The sequence below is a fragment of the Kribbella sp. NPDC003557 genome, assembly GCF_040610805.1.
GTDB lineage: Bacteria > Actinomycetota > Actinomycetes > Propionibacteriales > Kribbellaceae > Kribbella.
The window spans coordinates 347,903-364,592 of record NZ_JBEXMY010000008.1 but is presented as its reverse complement, the minus strand read 5'-3'; the positions used below and the strand labels follow the sequence as shown (position 1 = coordinate 364,592).

Sequence of the window (16,690 nt, the reverse complement as noted above, 5' to 3'; positions counted from 1 at the left end):
CGCAACGGGCGCCGCGGCCGGACTCTGTTCCTGAAGGCAAGAGGAAGGTCGCGATGTTCTCGGTCCTCACCGACAACTGGCCGCTGTTCCGGGACGGCTTCTGGCTGACGATCCGCCTGTTCGTGGTGTCCGGCGTGCTCAGTCTGGTGTTCGGCACGATCCTGGGTGCGTTCCGGGTCTCCCCGGTGCCGGCCCTGCGCGGTATCGGCACCGGCTACGTGAATGTCCTGCGGAACACTCCGCTGACGCTGGTCTTCGCGTTCCTGTTCTTCGGCGCCGCCAAGATGCAGCTCGCCCTGCCGAGCCCGTTCTGGACCGGCGTCGGCGCGCTGACGATCTACACGTCGGCGTTCGTCTGCGAGGTGGTCCGGTCCGGCGTCAACACGATCGCCCCCGGCCAGGCCGAGGCGGCCCGCGCGATCGGCATGTCGTTCAACCAGGTGCTGTCGATCGTCGTCCTGCCGCAGGCGTTCCGCGCGATCATCCCGCCGCTGATGAGCGTGTTCATCGCGCTGCTGAAGAACACCACGATCGCGGCCGGGTTCTCGGTCGCGGAGGCCGGCTCGATCCCGGCCGCGATGTCCGAGCGCGGCGAGAACCAGCTGCTCACCCTGCTGTGGATCACGATCGGCTTCCTGATCCTGATCGTGCCGCTGATCTTCCTGCAACGATGGGCCGAACGACGGACGGCGGTGGCCTGATGAGCACAGTCCTCTACGAGACCCCGGGGCCGCGGGCGAAGACCCGCAACCGCATCACCAACATCGTGGTGATCGTCGTGCTGGTCGGCGCGCTCGCCTGGCTGATCAACCGGATGTACCAGAACGGCCAGTTCGAGGGCCGGCTCTGGCGGCAGTTCCAGTACTCGTCGATCCAGCAGCAACTGCTCGACGGTCTGCTCAACACGCTGCGGGCCGCCGGTCTCGCGGCGGTGCTCGCACTGCTGTTCGGTGCGGTCTTCGCGGCGGCGCGGATCAGCGACCACAAGTGGGTCCGGACCCCGGCGACGCTGATCGTCGAGCTGTTCCGCGCGGTCCCGCTGCTGATCCTGATGTTCTACTTCTACTTCGGCAACATCCAGTTCCAGCTCGGGCTCAGCCCGTTCTGGGCGGTCGTGTTCGGCCTGACGCTCTACAACGGCTCGGTGCTCGCGGAGATCTTCCGGGCCGGCATCGCCGCCGTGCCGAAGGGCCAGCGCGAGGCGGCGTACGCGCTCGGTCTGCGGAAGAACCAGGTGGTCCGGCTCGTCCTGCTGCCGCAGGCGATCAGCGCGATGCTGCCGGCGATCGTCAGCCAGCTGGTCGTGCTGCTGAAGGACACCGCGCTCGGCTTCATCATCACCTACGCCGAGCTGCTGTACGTCGCGAAGCAGATGGGCGGCCGGTTGACGTACGGCTTCCCGTACATCCCGACGTACATCGTGGTCGCGCTGATCTACATCGGCCTCTGCTCGCTGCTGTCGCTGCTCGCCCGCTACCTCGAGGGCCGGTCCCGCCGGCGCCGCAAGATCACCGGCGCACCGCCCCCGATGACCGAGGCACCTGACGCCGCCCACACCCTGGACGCCGACGACAAGATCTGACCCGAAGGTCCCTCCTCGTGCGAGGAGGGACCTTCTCAGTTTCCGGGGCCGAGGTCGTACGTCGCGCGGACGCCGGCCAGGATCACCCGCACGCCGTGGTCGAACTCCGCGTCGGGGTCGGCCGCGAACAGGTCGCCGACCATCCGCGCCGTCAGGGGATAACGCTCGGCGTCGACGGACCGGCCGATCCGGTCCGCCTGGTACGGATTGCCGTCGGGGTAGTCGACGCCGGTCCGCGCCTGCTCCTCGATGACGTAGCCGATCGTGAAGTGCAGCAGCAGCGGGAACACCCGCGTCACGTCGCGCGCCGAGAACCCGGCGTCCTCCAGTGTGCGCAGCGTCAACTCGGTCACGCGCCACATGGAGTCGTCGCTGACGTTGGTGCCGGCGAGCACACGGGCGCCGTCCCGGTACCGCAGCAGGGTCTTGCGCAGCCGGCCGGCCAGCTCGGCCAGCCAGTCCTGCCAGTCCGTCCCCCTCCGCGGCGCCTCCAGCCCGTCGACGGCGCTGACGAACAGCACGCGCGCCATCGCGTCGAGCAGCTCCCGCTTGTTCTTGACGTGCCAGTAGAGCGCCGGCGCCTGGACGCCGAGCGCGGTGGCCACCTTGCGCATGGTCAGGCCGTCGACCCCGCCGTCGTCGAGCAACGGCAGCGCCGCGGTGGCGATGGTCCTGGCGTCGAGCTTCACGTCGATCTCCTGTTCGTCCTTGACAAGCTTAACAACGTTTTGCTCTCCTTAACAGCGTTAAAGAAAATCGAAGGACGTTAAGGAGAAGCTCATGGATGTGCTGATCGCCGGCGCCGGGCCGACCGGGCTGATGCTGGCCGCCGAGTTGCGGCTGGCCGGGATCGACGTCGTGGTGGTCGACGCGCTCCCGGCGCGGACGGGCGAGTCGCGGGCGGGCGGCATCCACGCCCGCACGATGGAGATCTTCGACCAGCGCGGCCTGATGGACCGTCTGCTGCCGCAGGGACGGCTGATCCAGGCCGGCCACTTCGGCGGCCTGCGGATGGAGTTCGGCGACTTCCCCACCCGCTTCCCGTACACGCTCGGCATCGTGCAGGCGGTGGTCGAACGCGAACTCGAGGCGCGCGCGACCGAGCTCGGCGCCACTGTCCGGTGGTCCTCGCCGGTGACCGGGATCCGTCCGGACGACGACGGGGTCGAGGTCGAGGTGGGCGGCCCGGACGGCGGGCTGATCCGCTGCGCGCACCTGGTCGGTTGCGACGGCGGGCGCAGCACGGTCCGCAAGCTGGCCGGCATCGGGTTCGACGGCACGGACGCGACGATGGTCGGCATGCTAGCCGACGTCGAGCTGACCGAACCGCCGGCCGGCACGGTCTTCGGGCACCGGCGCGGTCCGGGCGACTTCTCGGTGATCCAGTTCCAGCCGGGCTGGCACCGGCTGATGGTGCAGCGGTACGACCGCGTCCTCGATCGTGCGCACCAGCCGTCGTTCGACGAGTTCCGTGCCTCGTTCTGCGAGGTCGCGGGCACCGACTACGGCATGCACAGTCCGCGGTGGGTCTCGCAGTACGGCGACGCGGCACGGCAGGCCGACCGGTACCGCGAGGGCCGCGTGTTCCTGGCCGGGGACGCGGCGCACATCCACTTCCCGGCCGGCGGCCAGGGGCTGAACCTCGGCGTGCAGGACGCGGTCAATCTCGGGTGGAAGCTCGCGGCCGTCGTGCAGGGCCACGCGCCGAGCGAGCTGCTGGACAGCTACGAGGCCGAGCGGTTCCCGGTCGCTGCCCGCGTGCTGCAGAACACCCGGGCGCAGACCGCACTGTCACGGCCCGGCCGGCACGTCGACGCGTTGCGCGAGACGTTCACCGGGCTGCTCGAGAGCGACGACGTACGCTTCCGGCTCGGCCTGATGCTCACGGCCCTCGACGTCCGGTACGACGTCAAGGGCGAGCACACGCTGATCGGACGCCGTGTTCCGGACGCGGACCTCACCGTTGCCGGTGAGGCCACTCGCGTCCATCAACTGCTGACCGCCGGCCGCCCCGTGCTGCTGACGCTGCAGGGCGTGGCACCGTCCATCGACGGGTGGGCGGACCGCGTCGAGTGTGTCCAGGCGCAGTGCGGCACCGACGGCTGGACCGTGCCCGGCGTCGGCGACGTCTCCGCGCCGGCCGCGGTACTGATCCGGCCGGACGGCTACGTCGCCTGGGCCACGGACGAGCCGTCCGCCGAGGGTTTGGACGAGGCGATGGCGACCTGGTTCGGTCCGGCGACTGTCAGTGCAGCGTGTTGAACGAGTCGCGGATGATCTCCAGCGCCTCCGTGGCTTCTTCCTCGGTCAGCGTCATCGGGGGCGCCATCCGGAGCACGTTGCCGTAGAGGCCGCCCTTGCCGACCAGCAGGCCGCGGTTCTTGGTCTCCTGCTGGAGTTTGGCGGTGGCGGCCGCGTCGGGGGCGTTGTCGTCGGGCTTGACGATCTCGGCCGCGAGCATCAGGCCCTTGCCGCGGACGTCGCCGAGCTCGGGGTACTCGTCGGAGATGCCGCGCAGGCCGTCGGCGAGCTGCGCGCCGCGCTTGGCCGCGTTCGCCTGCAGGTCCTTGTCGAGCAGGTAGTCGATGGTGGCCTTCGCGGCGCTGGTCGAGATCGGGTTGCCGCCGAACGTGGACAGTGAGTTCGCCTTGATGCTGTCCATCAGGTCGCCGCGCGCCACCACGCCGCCGATCGCGAACCCGTTGCCGAGCCCCTTCGCGAACGTCATCGCGTCCGGGACGACACCGTGCGCCTGGATGCCCCAGAAGTGGTCGCCGGTCCGGCCCCACCCGGTCTGCACCTCGTCGGAGATGAACAGGATCCCGTACTCGTCCAGGACCTCCTTGAACGCGGCGTACAGCCCGTCGGGCGGCGAGGAGAACCCGCCGACGCCCTGGATCGGCTCCGCGATCAGGCAGGCGACGTCGCCCGCGGTCGTGGTCTCGATGACGTTGCGCAGGTCGTCGACGCAGACCTTGACGTAGTCGGCGTCGGACAGGTCCCGGAACGGGCTGCGGTACCGGTACGCGCCCTGCACGTACTGCACGTTCACCGGCGACAGGCTGCTCGCGGACCAGCCGCGGTTGCCGGTGATCGCCACGGTGCCGAACGCGCGGCCGTGGTAGGAGTTGCGCATCGCCAGCACCTGGTTGGAGCGGCGGTTCTGGGTGGCGAGCAGCAGGGCCGTCTCGTTCGCCTCGGTGCCCGAGTTCGCGAAGAACACCTTCGCGTCCGGGATCCCGGACAGCTCGGCGATCTGCTCGGCCAGCTCGATCTGCTTGCGGATCAGGTACACGGTCGAGGTGTGCGCGATCCCGGAGCCGAGCTGCTCACGCACCGCGTCGGAGATCTCCGCGATGTCGTACCCGATCGCGTTGGTCAGGATGCCGGCGAAGAAGTCGAGGTAGGTGTTTCCCTCACCGTCGGTGACCCGGCGGCCCGACCCCTCGACGATCTCGATCGGCTCCTCGTAGTACAACGCGAGCCAAGCCGGCATAACGGCCTTGTGACGCTCCCAGAGCTCCGCATGTGTCATGCCTAAGCATTACCTCAGCCGGGAGTAGGCGTCCATTAGTGTGCTCTGCGTGACGTTGCCGAGCATTCCGCATGTGGACATCGAGTCGCTGGAACACTTCGACCAGCTCCTGGCCGCGGGGGCGACGGCGATGATGGGCTGGCGGGTGCAGTCGGTGGACCTGACCGGGCGGACCGCGGAGCTGCTGACGCTCAGGCCGACCGGTTCGGTGTTCCTCGGTTGCGCCCTCGAGGACAAGGCCGACCTGTGGATCCGGGACGGCGGCGGGCTGGTGTTCCCGGCTATCCCGGCGTTGCCGTTCGACGCGTACCGCGGGCGGCTGTACGACGCCGACGAGCTGTACGCCGGGATCGAGCACGGGTACGACGCGACGCCCGACGCGCGGATCTACGCGTGGTCCCGCCAGCATGACGAGCGCGGCGACACCCGCCGTACGCTCGCCGCGGCGTTGCATGACCACGCGATCGCGGACGCCCTGGCCGAACTGCCCGCCGACGAGCCGTGGGTCGGCGTGATGGGCGGCCACGGCGTCCTGCGGGGCGACGACAACTACCGGGCCGCGGTGCTGCTCGGGCGAACGCTTGCCCGTCGCAACCAGATGGTCGTCACCGGCGGCGGGCCGGGCGCGATGGAGGCCGCCAACCTCGGCGCGTCGCTGGCGTCGTACGACGATTCAGACGTCGACGCCGCGCTCGCCGAACTGGCCGCCGTACCGTCGTTCCGGCCTTCGATCGGCGCCTGGGCGGCTGCCGGGCTCAGCGTCCGCGCCCGGTTCCCCGGGGACGGCGGGGTGTCGATCCCGACCTGGTTCTACGGCCACGAGCCGCCGAACGTGTTCGCCGGCTCGATCGCGAAGTACTTCTCGAACGCCCAGCGCGAGGACGTCCTGCTCGGCCGCGCCCGCGGCGGCATCATCTACCTCCCTGGCGCCGCCGGCACCGTCCAGGAGGTCTTCCAGGCCGTCACCCCGAACTACTACGGCGACGCCGCCACCCAGATCCCGCTCATCCTCGTGGACATCAAGCACTGGACCGTGAAGCTCCCTGTCTGGCCGCTCCTGCAGTCCCTGGCCACCAACCGCCCGCTCGCCCACTCCGTCCACCTCGTCGACACCATCGAAGAGGCCGCCGCGCTGGTCGGCTGACGATGTTCTACTGTGCCCGGCATGGGTGAGTTCGTGTTGGTGCCGGGGGCTCGGTTGGGCGCGTGGGCCTGGGACTCTGTCGCGGAGCGGCTGCGGGATGCGGGGCATGCCGTGTATGCGGTGACCCTGAGCGGGTTGGCGGAGCGCGGAGGGCCGGGGACGGAGCGGGTCGGCCAGCAGCAGCATGTCGACGACATCGTCTCGGTGATCGAGGGCAACGACCTGTACGACGTGGTGCTGGTCGGGCACAGCTACTCGGGGATCCCGGTCGGGCAGGCCGCCGGACGGATCGGCGACCGGCTGCGCAGGGTGGTGTACGTGGACTCGAGCGTTCCGGCTGACGGCGCGTCGTTCGCCGACGGGTGGTCCGACGACGACAGGGCCTGGCTGGAGGAGCAGCTGCTCGAAGGCGACGGCACCTGGCTTCCGGCCCCGGCGGAGCACTTCGTCGACCAAGACCTGTCCGACGAGGCCGTCCAGCAGCTGGTGTCCCGCAGTACGCCACACCCCGGCCTGACGCTGACGGAGCCCGCACGGCTGGCCAGACCGATCGGCGAGCTGCCGACGACGTACGTCAAGTGCCTCATGGCCGGTGACGAGCCCGCTCCCGACGTACAACAGGAGCTGCAGTCACCGCAGTGGCAGCTGGTCGAGCTGCGGACAGGGCATTGGCCGATGCTGTCCCAGCCGGCAGCGCTCGCGGAGATCCTCAGCGCCGCAGCCGGGTGAGTCGGGCTCGTCAGGCGACTTGGCGGGGTGTGAACTGCATCCGGGGCGCGGCGTACGCGTCCTGCGACTCGACGAGCTGCAGCTCGCGCTCCCCCGACTCGTGGGTGCGGGTGAGCAGGTCGAAGACACTCGAGGTCGTCCGGGCGAGCGCCTCGGCGAGATCATCCGTCCGCCGGTAGTGCGCGGTGAACAGCGCGGCCGTCACATCACCCGAGCCGTTCGCCTTCATCGGGATGTGCGGCGTCTGCACGAGCCACGCGCCGCTGTCGTCGACGGCCAGCATCTCGATCGTGCCGTCCTCGCGGTCGGGGCGCTCGACGCTGGTGACGAGCACCGTCCGCGGCCCGGTCGCGCGCACCAGCTCCACCGAGGCCAGCGTGGACTCGAGCGTGTCCGGCTCGGTGCCGGTCAGGAAGCCCAGCTCGAACTGGTTCGGCGTGATGATGTCGGCGGCCGGGACCACCCGGTCGCGCAGCAGCACCGGGATCGCGGGCGCGACGAAACAGCCCGACTTCGCGTTCCCCATCACGGGGTCGCACGAGTACACCGCCGCCGGGTTGGCCGCCTTGACCCGCTTCACCGCCTCGAGGATGACGTCGGCGATCCCCTCGCCGCCCTGGTAGCCCGACAGCACCACGTCGATCTGGGGCAGGACGCCGCGCTCCTCGATCCCGAGCAGGACCTCCCGGACGTCGTCCGGGCTGATCAACGGCCCCCGCCACGCGCCGTACCCGGTGTGGTTCGAGAAGTTCACCGTGTAGACCGGCAGCACCTCCACCCCGATGCGCTGGAGCGGGAACACGGCGGCCGAGTTGCCCACGTGCCCGTACGCGACCGCGGACTGGATCGAGAGAATCTTCACCGCTCGATCATGCCCCACCCCGCCCGCGCGGGCCGCCGGGGGTCTGCCTCTTCGGACCGGCGTCCGTGCAGACCGTCCGGTTTGTCGGTGGGCTGGTTTACGGTGCGCAGCATGGCGAACTTTGTATTGGTGCCGGGGGCGTGGCTCGGGGCGTGGGCGTGGGACGAGGTCGCGGATGTGCTGCGGGACGAGGGGCACGGGGTGTTCGCGGTGACCCTGAGCGGGCTGGCCGAGCGGCGGGACCAGGACGCGGGACAGCAACAGCACGTCGAGGATGTCGTGACCGTGGTCGAGGAGAACGACCTGCGCGACGTCGTGCTCGCGGGGCACAGCTACTCCGGGATCCCGGTGGGACAGGCGGCGGGCCGGATCGGGGACCGGCTGCGGCGGGTGGTGTACGTCGACTCGAACATCCCGGCCGACGGGCAGTCGTTCGTCGACGGCTGGTCGGAGGAAGGCCAGGCCTGGGTGCGGGGCCAGTTGGAGAGCACCGACGGCTACTGGCCGCCGCTGACCGCTGAGGACTACGTCGGCCAGGACCTGTCCGACGAAAGCATCGCGGTGATCCTGGAGCGCGGTACGCCGCATCCCGGCCGCTCGATCACCGAGCCGGCCCAGCTGAGCAGGCCGATCGGCGAGCTGCCCACGACGTACATCAAATGCCTGATGGACGGCGCGACGCCCTCGTCAGCAGTCGCCGAGCAGCTCGCCAACCCGTCCTGGGAGCTGGTCGAACTGAACACCGGCCACTGGCCGATGTTCTCCCAGCCGGCCGCGCTCGCGAAGGTCCTCACCGGGCTCCGCTGACGCGCTAGCTGAGCCACTCCTCCGCGGTGTCGAGGAACGCGTCGACCTCGACGATGTCGTACCCCTCGGAGAGCCGGGTCGGGCTGAACTGCGCGTTGCGGACGTCCCGCACGGTCACCGGACGGCTCACCGGCCCTCCGTTCACGGTCGCCATCACGCGCTCGACGAAGTCGTCGACCTCGTCGACGGCGTACCCCTCACGCAGCCGGACCGTGGCGAACTGCGGCGCCGGACGTTCTCCCGGCACCGGCGTCGCTCTGCCCGCAGACTCGGCCGCGGGGCGCCCGGGGAGCCAGCGCTCCGCCTCGGCGAGGAAGTTGTCGACCTCCTCGACCGAGTACCCGGGCCCGAGCAGCGGCGTACGGAAGGCAGCGCCGCGGATCTCGTCGACGGTCACGTCCGGCCCGACGGACCGGCGTTCGGCCGTCGCGAGGATGCGCGCCACCAACGCGTCGACCTCTTCGCAGGCGTAGCGCTGCCCGAGCCGGCGCACCCGGAACTCGGGCTTCAGCATCAGGACTCGCTCGCGGCGAGCTGACCGCAGGCGCCGTCGATCTCCTGACCACGGGTGTCGCGCACGGTGACCGGGATCCCGCCGGCCTCGAGACGACGGACGAACTCGCGCTCGTCGGCCGGGTCGGACGCGGTCCACTTCGAGCCCGGTGTCGGGTTCAGCGGGATCAGGTTGACGTGCACCCAGCCCCAGTCGCCGCGCGCGTTGAGCTTCTCGGCCAGCAGGTCGGCCCGCCAGGCGTGGTCGTTGATGTCGCGGATCATCGCGTACTCGATCGAGACCCGGCGCTTGGTCTGGCGCGCATACCCCCAGGCCGCGTCCAGCACCTCGTCGACCTTCCAGCGGTTGTTGATCGGCACCAGCTCGTCGCGCAGCTCGTCGTCCGGGGCGTGCAGCGACAGCGCGAGCGTGACCGGGATCCCCTCGGTCGCCAGCTGGTTGATCCGCGGCACCAGCCCGACCGTCGACACGGTCACGCCGCGCGCGGAGATGCCGAGGCCCTCCGGTGACGGATCGGTGAACCGGCGGACGGCGCCCATCACGGCCTTGTAGTTCGCCATCGGCTCGCCCATGCCCATGAACACGATGTTCGAGACCCGGCCGGGCCCGCCGGCGATCTCACCGCGGGCGAGCGCCCGGGCGCCGTCGACGACCTGCTCGACGATCTCGGCGGTCGTCATGTTGCGCGTCAGGCCGCCCTGGCCGGTCGCGCAGAACGGGCACGCCATCCCACAGCCGGCCTGCGAGGACACGCACATCGTCGCGCGGCCCGGATACCGCATCAGGACGGACTCGACCAGCGAGCCGTCGAGCAGCTTCCAGAGCGTCTTGCGGGTCTCCCCGTTATCGCACTCCAGGTCGCGGACCCGGGTCAGCAGCGGCGGCATCAGGTCCGCCACGAGCTTGTCGCGGGTCGCGGCGGGCAGGTCGGTCATCTCGGCCGGGTCGGACACCAGCCGGGAGAAGTAGTGGTTGGACAGCTGCTTGGCGCGGAACGCGGGCTCGCCGAGCGCGGCCACCGCCGTACGCCGTTCCTCCCCGGTGAGGTCGGCCAGGTGCCGCGGCGGCTTCTTGGCGCGGCGCGGCTCATCGAAAACAAGAGGCAGGGAGGTAGACATAACCGCCCTATTGTCGCCCGCCGGTGCGACGCTTCACAAATTCACATCCCATGACCCGCATCACCCGGGGCCTTGCGGTCGGAGTGGCCCAGCTTGCGGTCCGGGGCGATCCGGTCCCGCACCAGTTGCTTCAGGAACGGGATCTCGGCGAACCCGCCCTCCGCCTTCCGCGACCACAACAACTCCCCGTCGAGGCTGACGTCGAACACTCCCCCGGTCCCCGGCACGAGCGCGACCTCCCCGAGCTCCTTCGAAAACGTCGTCAGCAGCTCCTGCGCGGTCCACGCCGCCCGCATCAACCACCGGCACTGCGTGCAGTACTCGATCTCCAACCGCGGCGCTCGACTCACGCCCACACCGTACCGGCCGACTTTGTGCACCAGATCCGTGTCTCAGCGCGGTCGCCGTACGGATCTGGTGCACAAAGTGGGCTTCAGGCCGAGTAGCCCTTCGGCGGGATGAGGGTGGCGAGTTGGTTGAAGGTCAGCCAGTACGTCGCCGTGGGGGCGAAGCCTGCCGGGTCGGCGATCAGCACGGTCTGGTCGCTGTCGTCGTACCCGATCACCGTGAAGTAGTGATAGATCGTGTAGTTCGGGTAGCCCGGCGGGTGGTTGCTGGCCGGCGCGACGATGTTGGCGACGATCGGGTAGTTGTTGTTGATGTCGAGAACGACGTCCCGCCAGAGCAGGTCCCGCTGCGCCTGCGTGGGCGGGTCGTTCGGCATCTCCTTGGTCTCGTACCAGCCGGTGCCGAGGTGGTTGTTGAGCACCCGGGTGACCTGACCGATCCAGTCGGTGCCGTTGGTCGTGGTGGGTAGCTCGTTGGCCAGTTGCTGCTGGCTCGGCGGTGAGATCCGGGCCGAGAGCGCGATCCGGGTGGCGGCCGGGCCGCACCAGTAGCCGGTCTGCTGGTACTGGAAATCGATGGTGAGCGTCTTGAGGGTCTGCGTCGAGTAGCCGAGCTTCGGGACCGGCTTGCTCGCCGCGACCGCCTCTGCCGACACAGCTGCCGACTCGGTTGCCGGTGCGGCCGTGGCCGCGTTCACCGGGAGGGCCGCGGCCGTGATGAGGGCGAGACCGCACAGGGCGGCCTTGAACTTCGTCGTGGGAATCATGTCAGCTCCTCACTGGACGACCGGGGCGGACCGTCCGGTTTGATCCTGACACGGCGCGTTGCAGTGTGGTGAAAAAATCACCAACCCTTTCCAGGTCAGTCGAAAGGCTCGATGATCTCGCGCACCAGCCAGCGCACGGCCCGCTCCGGGTACGGCCGCGGCAGCGACAGGACGATGTGGTCGAACCCGAGGCCGACGGCCTTCCGCACGATCGCGCGCGTCTCGCCCGGGTCGTCGTACGACACGATCTGCTGCAAAGAGCGGCTGATCGTCGACGGGTCGCGGCCGATCCGCTCGCATTCCAGATCCAGCCGGCGGGCGCGATCGGCGAGCGTGTCGAGGTCGGTGTGCGGCGGGCCGCTGATGTTCCAGATGTCGGCGTACTCCGCGATCAGCCGCATCATCCGGTTGCCCCAGCCGCCGATCAGCAGCGGCGGACCACCTTCTTGGACCGGCTTCGGCGCATTCCGGGTCCGCTCCAGCGTGGAGTACCGGCCGTGGAAGTCGAACTCCTCCTCGCTCCACATCAGCCGCAGGATCTCGATCGTCTCGCGCAGCCGGTCGATCCCCTCCCCCGGCGGCACGAGCGACAGCCCGTAGGCGGCGTACTCCTCGATCGCGGGATTCGGGCCTGAGGGCTGGTGGGTGCCACCGGCGCCGAGACCCATGACGAGGCGGCCGCCGGAGATCACGTCCAGCGTGCTGGCGATCTTGCCGAGGACGGCCGGCGGGCGGATCCGGTTGCTCGTGACCAGGAGGCCCAGCCGGAGCCGCGTGGTCTGCGCGGCGAGCGCGGTCAGCAGGGTCCAGCCCTCCAGGACGTCCCCGTTCTTCGGGCCGGCGAGTGGGAGGAAGTGGTCCCACAGCCAGGCGTCGCGGATTCGCGGCTCCTCGTCGGCCTCCAGCCAGACGCGGCGGATGTCGGCGTACGGGACGTGCATCGGGGTGGTCTTCAGACCGAAGGTTGGTGACATAATCGTCAGGGTAACTGATGATCAGCTCTACTGACGATCAGGTGCCCGGTAGATTTGACCCATGGCTGACCGGCTCGGGTATCTGCTCAAACACGTCCTCGCGCAGCTCACCGAGGCACAGGCCACGGCACTGGAGCCGTACGGCGTGACTGGGCGGGACCTGGCCGTGCTGTCGGCGATCGTGGCCGGCGAGCCGCTGTCGCAGCTGGAGGTCGCGGCGCGCCTGCGGGTGGACCGTACGTCGATCGGCGACCTGCTGGACGGGCTCGAGGAACGCGGGCTCGTCGAGCGCCGGCGAAGCACCGAGGACCGGCGGCGGAACGTCGTCGTCCTGACGCCGCAGGGCGAGTCGACGTTCGCGTCCGCCGAGGAGGTCCGTCTGAAGGTGGAGGAGGAGTTCCTCGCTCCCCTGGCGGTCCCGGATCGGTTCCGCGACGAGCTGCGGTTGCTGCTCGGGGAATGACGGCTCCGGCAGGCAGGTTGGACTGTGCATGCTCCCTGTCCCGCTGTCAGTCCTGGACCGCTCGCGGACACGGGTAGGCGAGTCCGAGGCGGAGACGCTACGGGCAACCGTCGAGCTCGCTCAGCAGGTGGAACAGCTTGGCTACAAGCGTTTCTGGGTCTCGGAGCATCACAGCGTGCCCGGAGTGGTCGGCTCCGCGCCGACCGTGCTGGCCGCGGCTGTTGCCGCGCGCACCGACCGGATCCGTGTCGGCACCGGCGGCGTGATGCTGCCGAACCACAAGCCGCTCGTCGTGGCCGAGCAGTTCGGCGTACTGGAGTCGTTGTACCCGGGCCGGATCGACATGGGGCTCGGGCGCTCGGTCGGCTTCACCAACGGCGTACGGCGTGCTCTGGGTGTCGACAAGGATGCGGCGGAGGACTTCACGGCACAGGTGCAGGAACTCCTCGGGTATCTAGCCGGTACGTCGACCGATCAGGTTCATGCACGACCGGGCGAAGGGCTGCAGATCCCACCGTTCGTCCTCGCGGTCGGCGAGGGCGCGACGATCGCTGCGTCGCTGGGGCTGCCCGTGGTGCTGGCTGCGCGCTCCGACTCGGCCGAGCTGCTCGACGACTACCGCAGTACGTTCCGGCCGTCTGCCTGGGCGCCCGAGCCGTACGTGATCCTTGCCGTCACCGCCGCGATCGCCGACTCCGCGGAGGCCGCCCGGCAGCTGTTGTTGCCCGAGGCATGGGCCGCGGCGTACTCACGTACCCGTGGCGTGTTCCCGCCGCTGCGGCCCGACGTGCCGGAGCCGATGACCGCGCGGGAGCAGGAGTTCTTCGAGAACGCGCTGCGCGGCCAGATCTACGGGACGTCCGCGGACGTCGACGAGGCGCTGAGCGATCTCGTACGCCGTACCGCCGCGGACGAGCTGCTGATCACCACGAACACCTACGACCGCGGCGCGTTGCTCGCGAACTACGCCGCGCTGGCGAAGCTCACCGGCTGATCCGGTCCTCCAGCCGCTTCCGCACATCCGGCCACTCGTCGGCCAGGATCGAGAACACCACCGTGTCGCGGAACGAGCCGTCGGCCGTCAGCATGTGCCGGCGCAGCACGCCCTCGCGGGTCGCGCCGAGCTTGGCGATCGCCGCCTGCGAGCGAGTGTTCTTGGACCCGGTCTGGATCTTCACCCGGCCGAAGCCGCACACCTCGAACGCGTGCTCCAGCAGCAACAGCTTGGTCGCAGGGTTGACCGCGGTCCCCCAGACAGCCGGCGCGTAGCCGGTCCAGCCCAGGTGGATCCGCTCGTTCACGACGTCGACGTCGCCGAGGCTCGACGTACCGACGACGGAGCCGTCGGCGACCAGGCGGACGACGTACGCGAACCGCTTGGCCGCGGCCGGGATCCACTTCGCCCGCATCTCGTCCGCGTCGGCGGGCATCGCCGCGGGTCCGCCGCCGAAACCACCGGCGTACACCTGCTCGTTGCCGATCGCGGCGTACAGCTCGTCGATGTCGGATTCCTGCATCCGATCGAGCCGTACGACGTCGCCGACCAGCGACCGTCCGTCCGGAGCAACCGTCATGGTTTCACCAGCACATGCAGGAGAAGCCAGACGATCGGCGCCGTCGCGAGCAGCGAATCCAGCCGGTCCATCACACCGCCGTGACCGGGCAGCAGGTTCGACATGTCCTTGATGCCCAGGTCGCGCTTGATCATCGACTCGCCGAGGTCGCCGACCGTCGCGGTCACCACCGCGACCGCGCCGACGATCGCGCCGACCCACCAGTCACCGTCCAGCAGGAAGACGACGGACGCGATGCCGGCCCCGATACAGGCCAGCGTCGAGCCGGCGAAGCCCTCCCAGGACTTCTTCGGGCTGATCGTCGGCGCCATCGGGTGCTTGCCGAACAGCACACCCGCGGCGTACCCGCCGACGTCGCTGGCAACCACGACCAGGAAGAACGTGAGCACCCGGCCCGGACCGTCCGCTTCCGGCTGTACCAGCAGGATCGCGAACCCGGCCAGCAGCGGCACGTAGCCGATCAGGAACACCCCGGCACTGACGTCCCGGACGAACCCGACCGACCCGCCCGGCATCCGCCAGAAGATCGTGCCGAGAACGGTGATCCCGAGCGCGACCAGCAACGCCATCGGACCGCCGAAGTACGCCGCCAGCAGCATCGCCGCCGTCCCGACGAACAGCGGGATCTTCGGGATCACCGCGCCGCCGGTCCGGAGCGCCTTGATCATCTCGTCGACAGCCACCAGGACGGTCGCCAGCACGAGGACGACGAACAGGACCTTCTGCCAGTACAGCGATCCGAGGATCAGGGCGCCGAGCCCGACACCCACCGCGATCGCCGCAGGCAGATTGCGCCCGGCACGGCTCGGGCTGGGACTCGGCGCAGGCGTGCTCTCGACGCCCATCACACCTCGAGCAGTTCGGCTTCCTTGTGCTTGAGCAGGTCGTCGATGGAGTCGACGTACTTCTTCGTCAACCCGTCGAGCCGCTTCTCAGCACTCTTGCCCTCGTCCTCGCCGGCGTCGCCGTCCTTGACGGTCTTGTGCACCTGGTCCATGGCGTGCCGGCGGATGTTGCGCACCGAGACCCGGGCCTCCTCGGCCTTGGTCTTCGCGACCTTGATGTACTCCTTGCGGCGCTCCTCGGTCAGCGCCGGCATCACGACCCGGATCACCGCACCGTCGTTGCCCGGGTTCACACCCAGGTCCGAGTCGCGGATCGCCTTCTCGATCGCCGTCATCGCACCCTTGTCGTACGGCGAGATCAGCACGGTCCGGGGCTCCGGCACCTGGAAACCGGCCAGCTGCTGCAGCGGAGTCGGGGTCCCGTAGTAATCGGCCAGGATGCTCGCGAACATCTGCGGGTGCGCCCGGCCGGTGCGGATCGCGGCGAAGTCGTCCTTCGCAACCTCCACGGCCTTGGCCATCTTCTGCTCGGCATCGCGGAGAGCTTCGTCGATCACGACATTCCTCGCTTCCTCGGGCCGCGTCGGTGCGGCCGGTCCTACTTCGCCTGTGTCCAACGATCCTAGTGGTACGCCGTCCTCCGCCGGGTTATTGCCCCCGGGAGACGACCGTGCCGATCTTCTCGCCGTGGATCACCCGGGCGATGTTGCCCTCCTCGAGACCGAAGATGACGATCGGCAGCGCGTTGTCGCGGGCCAGGCTGATCGCGGTGGCGTCGGCGACCCGGAGGCCGCGGGCCAGGAAGTCGTCGTACGACAGCTGGTCGAACTTCACCGCGTCCGGGTTCTTCTTCGGGTCGGAGTCGTAGACGCCGTCCACGCCCTGCTTGCCCATCAGCAGGGCCTCCGCGCCGACCTCCAGCGCGCGCTGGGCGGCGACGGTGTCGGTGGAGAAGTACGGCATGCCGGAGCCGGCGCCGAAGATCACCACGCGGCCCTTCTCCAGGTGCCGCTCGGCCTTGCGCGGGATGTACGGCTCGGCGACCTGGCCCATCGTGATCGCGGTCTGCACCCGCGTCTCGATGCCGAGCTTCTCCAGGAAGTCCTGCAGCGCCAGGCAGTTCATCACGGTGCCGAGCATGCCCATGTAGTCGGCGCGGTTGCGCTCCATCCCGCGCTGCTGGAGTTCGGCGCCGCGGAAGAAGTTGCCGCCGCCGACCACCACGGCGACCTGGACGCCCGCCCGGGCCACGTCGGCGATCTGCTTGGCGATCGAGTTCACCACGTCGGGGTCGACGCCGAGCTTGCCGCCGCCGAACACCTCACCCGAGAGCTTCAGCAGCACCCGGTGATAGGCGGGCGAGAACGGCGAAGAGGCCGGACTCGTCTCGGTACCCAGGGTTTCCGTCACGATTCCGGCCTCCTCGTTC

Annotated in this window: 20 protein-coding genes; 8 read left to right on the top strand and 12 right to left on the bottom strand. The window is 69.6% G+C overall.

From position 1 onward, the window contains the following. Positions 1 to 53 precede the first annotated feature (53 nt). The gene (locus ABZW60_RS33315) at positions 54 to 701 is read left to right on the top strand and encodes an amino acid ABC transporter permease (RefSeq protein ID WP_355483657.1); all 648 of its coding nucleotides are present in this window, start codon (positions 54 to 56) and stop codon (positions 699 to 701) included. Continuing rightward, positions 701 to 1,582: an amino acid ABC transporter permease gene (locus ABZW60_RS33310; protein WP_355483655.1), complete on the top strand. Its 882-nt coding sequence runs from the start codon at positions 701 to 703 to the stop codon at positions 1,580 to 1,582. Before ABZW60_RS33315 ends, ABZW60_RS33310 begins: the two co-directional genes overlap by 1 nt. A gap of 35 nt (positions 1,583 to 1,617) precedes the next feature. Here ABZW60_RS33310 and ABZW60_RS33305 read toward each other — a convergent pair whose 3' ends face one another. Next, positions 1,618 to 2,271, bottom strand: coding sequence for a TetR/AcrR family transcriptional regulator C-terminal domain-containing protein (locus ABZW60_RS33305; RefSeq protein WP_355483653.1), 654 nt, complete (start codon positions 2,269 to 2,271; stop codon positions 1,618 to 1,620). A 91-nt stretch (positions 2,272 to 2,362) separates the two neighbouring features. On the opposite strand from ABZW60_RS33305, the gene ABZW60_RS33300 reads away from it, so the two are divergent. Then, the gene (locus ABZW60_RS33300; RefSeq protein ID WP_355483651.1) at positions 2,363 to 3,844 is read left to right on the top strand and encodes an FAD-dependent monooxygenase; all 1,482 of its coding nucleotides are present in this window, start codon (positions 2,363 to 2,365) and stop codon (positions 3,842 to 3,844) included. On the opposite strand, the gene ABZW60_RS33295 is transcribed toward ABZW60_RS33300, so the two are convergent. After that, entirely contained in the window at positions 3,828 to 5,117 is a 1,290-nt protein-coding gene (locus ABZW60_RS33295; protein ID WP_355483649.1) for an aminotransferase class III-fold pyridoxal phosphate-dependent enzyme, read from the bottom strand. The two genes, ABZW60_RS33300 and ABZW60_RS33295, sit on opposite strands and share 17 nt — an antisense overlap. Before the next feature lie 130 nt (positions 5,118 to 5,247). Between ABZW60_RS33295 and ABZW60_RS33290 the strand changes: the two genes are divergently transcribed. Together ABZW60_RS33290 and ABZW60_RS33285 are read left to right on the top strand one after the other, a co-directional pair. Then, positions 5,248 to 6,261, top strand: a complete 1,014-nt coding sequence (locus tag ABZW60_RS33290; RefSeq protein ID WP_355483779.1) for an LOG family protein — start codon at positions 5,248 to 5,250, stop codon at positions 6,259 to 6,261. Positions 6,262 to 6,282: 21 nt separating this feature from the next. Beyond that, positions 6,283 to 6,990 (top strand): alpha/beta fold hydrolase, encoded by a 708-nt coding sequence (locus ABZW60_RS33285; protein ID WP_355483647.1) that lies wholly within the window; start codon positions 6,283 to 6,285, stop codon positions 6,988 to 6,990. A 10-nt stretch (positions 6,991 to 7,000) separates the two neighbouring features. Here the strand turns inward: ABZW60_RS33285 and pdxY are convergent, their stop codons facing one another. After that, complete coding sequence (gene pdxY / locus ABZW60_RS33280; RefSeq protein WP_355483645.1) at positions 7,001 to 7,852, bottom strand: pyridoxal kinase PdxY; 852 nt, start codon at positions 7,850 to 7,852, stop codon at positions 7,001 to 7,003. 111 nt (positions 7,853 to 7,963) lie between these two features. On the opposite strand from pdxY, the gene ABZW60_RS33275 reads away from it, so the two are divergent. Beyond that, positions 7,964 to 8,659, top strand: a complete 696-nt coding sequence (locus ABZW60_RS33275; RefSeq protein ID WP_355483643.1) for an alpha/beta fold hydrolase — start codon at positions 7,964 to 7,966, stop codon at positions 8,657 to 8,659. A 4-nt stretch (positions 8,660 to 8,663) separates the two neighbouring features. Here ABZW60_RS33275 and ABZW60_RS33270 read toward each other — a convergent pair whose 3' ends face one another. The 5 genes from ABZW60_RS33270 to ABZW60_RS33250 form a co-directional block, all read right to left on the bottom strand. Beyond that, complete coding sequence (locus ABZW60_RS33270) at positions 8,664 to 9,173, bottom strand: DivIVA domain-containing protein (protein WP_355483641.1); 510 nt, start codon at positions 9,171 to 9,173, stop codon at positions 8,664 to 8,666. Then, the gene (gene rlmN / locus ABZW60_RS33265) at positions 9,173 to 10,291 is read right to left on the bottom strand and encodes a 23S rRNA (adenine(2503)-C(2))-methyltransferase RlmN (RefSeq protein ID WP_355483639.1); all 1,119 of its coding nucleotides are present in this window, start codon (positions 10,289 to 10,291) and stop codon (positions 9,173 to 9,175) included. The genes ABZW60_RS33270 and rlmN overlap by 1 nt, the downstream gene beginning before the upstream one ends. A gap of 41 nt (positions 10,292 to 10,332) precedes the next feature. After that, positions 10,333 to 10,641, bottom strand: coding sequence for a SelT/SelW/SelH family protein (locus ABZW60_RS33260; protein ID WP_355483637.1), 309 nt, complete (start codon positions 10,639 to 10,641; stop codon positions 10,333 to 10,335). An 83-nt stretch (positions 10,642 to 10,724) separates the two neighbouring features. Then, entirely contained in the window at positions 10,725 to 11,405 is a 681-nt protein-coding gene (locus tag ABZW60_RS33255) for a C39 family peptidase (protein WP_355483635.1), read from the bottom strand. Between the two features lie 95 nt (positions 11,406 to 11,500). Continuing rightward, entirely contained in the window at positions 11,501 to 12,379 is an 879-nt protein-coding gene (locus tag ABZW60_RS33250) for an LLM class flavin-dependent oxidoreductase (RefSeq protein ID WP_355483633.1), read from the bottom strand. Positions 12,380 to 12,440: 61 nt separating this feature from the next. Between ABZW60_RS33250 and ABZW60_RS33245 the strand changes: the two genes are divergently transcribed. Both ABZW60_RS33245 and ABZW60_RS33240 read left to right on the top strand, forming a co-directional pair. Next, positions 12,441 to 12,842 (top strand): MarR family transcriptional regulator, encoded by a 402-nt coding sequence (locus ABZW60_RS33245; RefSeq protein ID WP_355483631.1) that lies wholly within the window; start codon positions 12,441 to 12,443, stop codon positions 12,840 to 12,842. 28 nt (positions 12,843 to 12,870) lie between these two features. Next, positions 12,871 to 13,836, top strand: coding sequence for an LLM class flavin-dependent oxidoreductase (locus ABZW60_RS33240; RefSeq protein WP_355483629.1), 966 nt, complete (start codon positions 12,871 to 12,873; stop codon positions 13,834 to 13,836). Here ABZW60_RS33240 and ABZW60_RS33235 read toward each other — a convergent pair. From ABZW60_RS33235 to pyrH, 4 genes are all read right to left on the bottom strand, one after another. Continuing rightward, entirely contained in the window at positions 13,826 to 14,416 is a 591-nt protein-coding gene (locus ABZW60_RS33235; RefSeq protein WP_355483627.1) for a GNAT family protein, read from the bottom strand. The two genes, ABZW60_RS33240 and ABZW60_RS33235, sit on opposite strands and share 11 nt — an antisense overlap. Then, positions 14,413 to 15,261: a phosphatidate cytidylyltransferase gene (locus ABZW60_RS33230; RefSeq protein ID WP_355483625.1), complete on the bottom strand. Its 849-nt coding sequence runs from the start codon at positions 15,259 to 15,261 to the stop codon at positions 14,413 to 14,415. The genes ABZW60_RS33235 and ABZW60_RS33230 overlap by 4 nt, the downstream gene beginning before the upstream one ends. Beyond that, positions 15,261 to 15,815: a ribosome recycling factor gene (frr, locus tag ABZW60_RS33225; RefSeq protein ID WP_355483777.1), complete on the bottom strand. Its 555-nt coding sequence runs from the start codon at positions 15,813 to 15,815 to the stop codon at positions 15,261 to 15,263. The genes ABZW60_RS33230 and frr overlap by 1 nt, the downstream gene beginning before the upstream one ends. Before the next feature lie 94 nt (positions 15,816 to 15,909). After that, positions 15,910 to 16,671: a UMP kinase gene (gene pyrH, locus ABZW60_RS33220; protein ID WP_307863265.1), complete on the bottom strand. Its 762-nt coding sequence runs from the start codon at positions 16,669 to 16,671 to the stop codon at positions 15,910 to 15,912. Between the last annotated feature and the right edge of the window lie 19 nt (positions 16,672 to 16,690).